Annotated in this window: 2 protein-coding genes; one reads left to right on the top strand and one right to left on the bottom strand. The window is 63.4% G+C overall.

The annotated features are described in order from the left end of the window. Positions 1-23 precede the first annotated feature (23 nt). Positions 24-2,408: a hypothetical protein gene (locus AD89_RS0117420; RefSeq protein ID WP_025780914.1), complete on the bottom strand. Its 2,385-nt coding sequence runs from the start codon at positions 2,406-2,408 to the stop codon at positions 24-26. Between the two features lie 133 nt (positions 2,409-2,541). Between AD89_RS0117420 and AD89_RS0117415 the strand changes: the two genes are divergently transcribed. Further along, positions 2,542-3,198, top strand: a complete 657-nt coding sequence (locus AD89_RS0117415; protein ID WP_025780912.1) for a TetR/AcrR family transcriptional regulator — start codon at positions 2,542-2,544, stop codon at positions 3,196-3,198. Positions 3,199-3,255 lie beyond the last annotated feature (57 nt).

The raw sequence follows: 3,255 nt of genomic DNA, 5'->3' as shown, positions 1-3,255 counted from the left end.
CTGCGCCGCCGTCAGGTAGCAGGTCAGACTGTGGAGGGGATTGACTCCTCGTGAGGTCTGCGGCGCCGGGTCAGGCCGTCACCTGCTGTCGGGGCCCTGTGGACGGACTGCTGGGCGTCGGCCTCGTCATCGACGACGGATCCTTGTACCGTCTGGTGGGAATCGTCGCCGGACGATGCCAGGTCGTCGACCGCCTCGGCGTCGGACTCTGACGTCTCCGGGGACATGCCCAGCGCCAGTGCCTGCTTGCGCTGTTCCCTGGCGATCTCTCGTTCGCGTTCGAGATGGAGATTGCCGAAGTCATGGGCCGTGCGCGGAGGCTTGATCCCGTCGATGAGGAAGACCAGCGCGAGCGAGACCAGACCCCACAGGCCGAGGACCTGCAGGTGTTCGGTGACGACATCGCCGTCGAAGTAGAGGATCGAGCGGATGGTTTCGACCGCGGCGGCCATCGGCAGGAAATCGTGCAGGGTAGCGAAGAACGGCGGCACCATGTACTGCGAGAGCGCGCCGTTCGACGACGGCACGCCGGCGAACATGAGCGTGCCGATGACCGGGATGATTGCGAACATGCCCAAGAGCCGTTCGAAGACCATGGCGAACATGGAGATGCAGGCGATGGCGATGATGCCGGCTCCCCACAGTGCCGCGAAGTGCCCGTCGACGGCTCCGGTGATCGGGCCAGCGATGGTTGCGATGACCAGCGACATGAACGGCGCGTAGGCGACGATGATCGGCAGCATCCGCTTCAGCGGCCGAGCCCATGGGTTGGCGTTCGCGGCAACGATGACGACCATGAATCCGGCGAGGATCCAGCCCATCGCCACGTACATCACGACCACGCCGTTCTTGTCGCGATCGGGCAGGGGCTTCAGGTCGTCGACGGTGAGATCGGAGTCCTGCGCCTGAGCCACCTGTTCGAAGACCTGGACGGCCACACGGTAAGAGGCGTTGTTGGCGGCCTGGTTGGCCAGAAGCTCGAATTCGGGATTCGACTCACTGGGCAGGATGAGCGCAGCGACCTCCTCGCGGTTCTCCACGAGTCGACGTGCTTCGCCCTTGTCGTCGAGCGCGGTGAACTCGAATTTTCCGTCCATCTGCTCATCGAGCTGTTTGATCGTGTCCTCGGCCTGCTCGACCGAGGACCCCACGACCGCCACCGGCATGTCCTTCGGTGTCGGCGAATGCATCGCTCCGAGCATGAACGTGATCATCATCGTCACCATCGCCAAGGGGAAGAGCGTGAGAGAGATATAGCGCATGAGCTTCGTATCCGGCCGTCGACCGCCGTGGATCGCAGCCACATTGACGTCCAGGGGCACAGGGTGGGAATTCCGTTTGGCGTAGAAGTGGTCATAGACCTTCGTCAGCAGCAGACCGGCCACCGCGCCGAGTGCGAGGACGAACAGGTGTCCGGTGACGCCGTTGCCGTCGAAGTAGAGCACGGAGCGCAGGGACTCGCCGATCGCCGGCATCGGAAGGAACTCGTGGGTGAAGCGGAAGAACTTCGGCATGCTGTAGACCGGCATCGCCATATTCGACGACGGCATGCCGAGGACCATGAGGAAGAGGATTCCGAGAATCACGCCCAAGGCCCCGACGAGGCGGGTGATGAAGAGCTGGACGGAGGAGATGGCGAAGACGCCCAGCCAGGCGATGCCGAGCACGGCCACCGTGTCCTTGACATCGACGACGTCGAGGATCGGGCAGGCCACGGTCCACATGAGGCCGGCAATGGCAGCCGACCACCCGGCGAGGATCGGAACGATGCGTTTGAACTTCAGCAGTTCAGGCGAATTCGACCGCAGAACGCTGAAGGGCATATAGCCGGCCATGACGATGGAGGTCATGAGGAACATCGCCGCCATTCCGGAAGGATCGTTGTCCGGCAACGGGACGATGTCGTCGGTCTTGACCGTGAACCCGTCATCAGCGAGGCCAGGACGGACGAGCTGTACGACGGTGGTCGACTGTTGGACTCCGGCTCCGCTGGCGGTGACGATCGTCGCGGTATCGCCCTCGACGATGATCGCGGCCGAGGCGTCCCGATTGTAGACGTCTTCTCGAGCGGAGTAGACGTCGTCGGTCGTCTCGATATCGAAGGCGTCGGGTTCAGCGCCGTTGATCGCAAATGTCACATCGTCGGCCTTGGACGATGACCCGGCCACGACGATGGGCATGTCGTTGGCTTCGGGGGAGTGCATCGTTCCCAGGTAGCTCGTGATCATCATGCCCACGAAGATGAGCGGCATGACGAAGATCGCAACGGTGCGGCCGATGAATTCGGCCTTTGCGCGTTTGGTCGCTGCTTGGTCCTCGGCGGTCACCGTGGAGCCGGCCCTGGAGTCGGAGGCCGGCTGCTCGGACTCGAGAGCTTCTCGTCTCGTCCGTGGTTGGCGATCGGACATTGTCGTCCCCTTCAAGGATCGGGAATCGTGTGATCCTCGTCGACCACTGTGAACTTCGCCAGTTTAAGACACGTGACTTAATATTGTGAAATCGGAAACTTGTGAATTCGAGAGCGAATGGAAAGATGAGGGAATGACCATCCAGAGTGACCGGGCGCGGGATGCCCTGCTCGATGCCGCCGAAGAGCTGTTCGCGCGCAATGGGATCGATGCGGTGTCGAACAGGCGCATCGTCGAACACGCCGGGGCAGCCAATCATTCGGCGATCGCCTATCATTTCGGCGGCCGCAACGGACTGCTGCGCGCGCTCGTCGTGCGCCACCACGACGAGATGTCTCGGCGCAGGCGTGAGCTGATGGCTCAGCTGGACGACTCGCCGAACATCCACGACCTCGTCACGACTCGTCTGCGCCCGCTCATCGAGCTGCTCGACAGTCTTCCGAGGCCGAGCTGGCGGGCGCAGTTCATGTCGCAGATCTCGGCGGTCCCATCGGCCGTCGAGGTGGCCAAAGAGGTGCTCGGGGATGCGGACCTGCCCGGTGACCTGCGTTTCATCAACGGTGCGGTCGATGGGATTCCTGAAGGGGTACTGCGCGGTCGCGCCTACCTGCTGGGAAGCATGGTCGTCGGCGTCTGCGCCGACCAGGAGGCGAAGATGAATGAGGACGCCAACCAGGGCAGCTGGGAGCAGGTCGGCCGATTCCTCATCGATGCGGCTGCGGGAATGCTCGGTGCGCCGGTGACCGACCCGGACGGCGCCGTGCGCTATCCGGCCGTTCCGCTGCTCTGATCAGCAGGCAGCTCTGCCTTTGCTACCTGACGGCGGCCCAGCAACCTCGCGCGAGGT

Origin of the sequence: Brevibacterium sp. VCM10, from assembly GCF_000583215.1 — a bacterium.
In the GTDB taxonomy this organism is placed as follows: domain Bacteria; phylum Actinomycetota; class Actinomycetes; order Actinomycetales; family Brevibacteriaceae; genus Brevibacterium; species Brevibacterium linens.
This window is presented reverse-complemented; position numbering and strand designations above follow the sequence as displayed.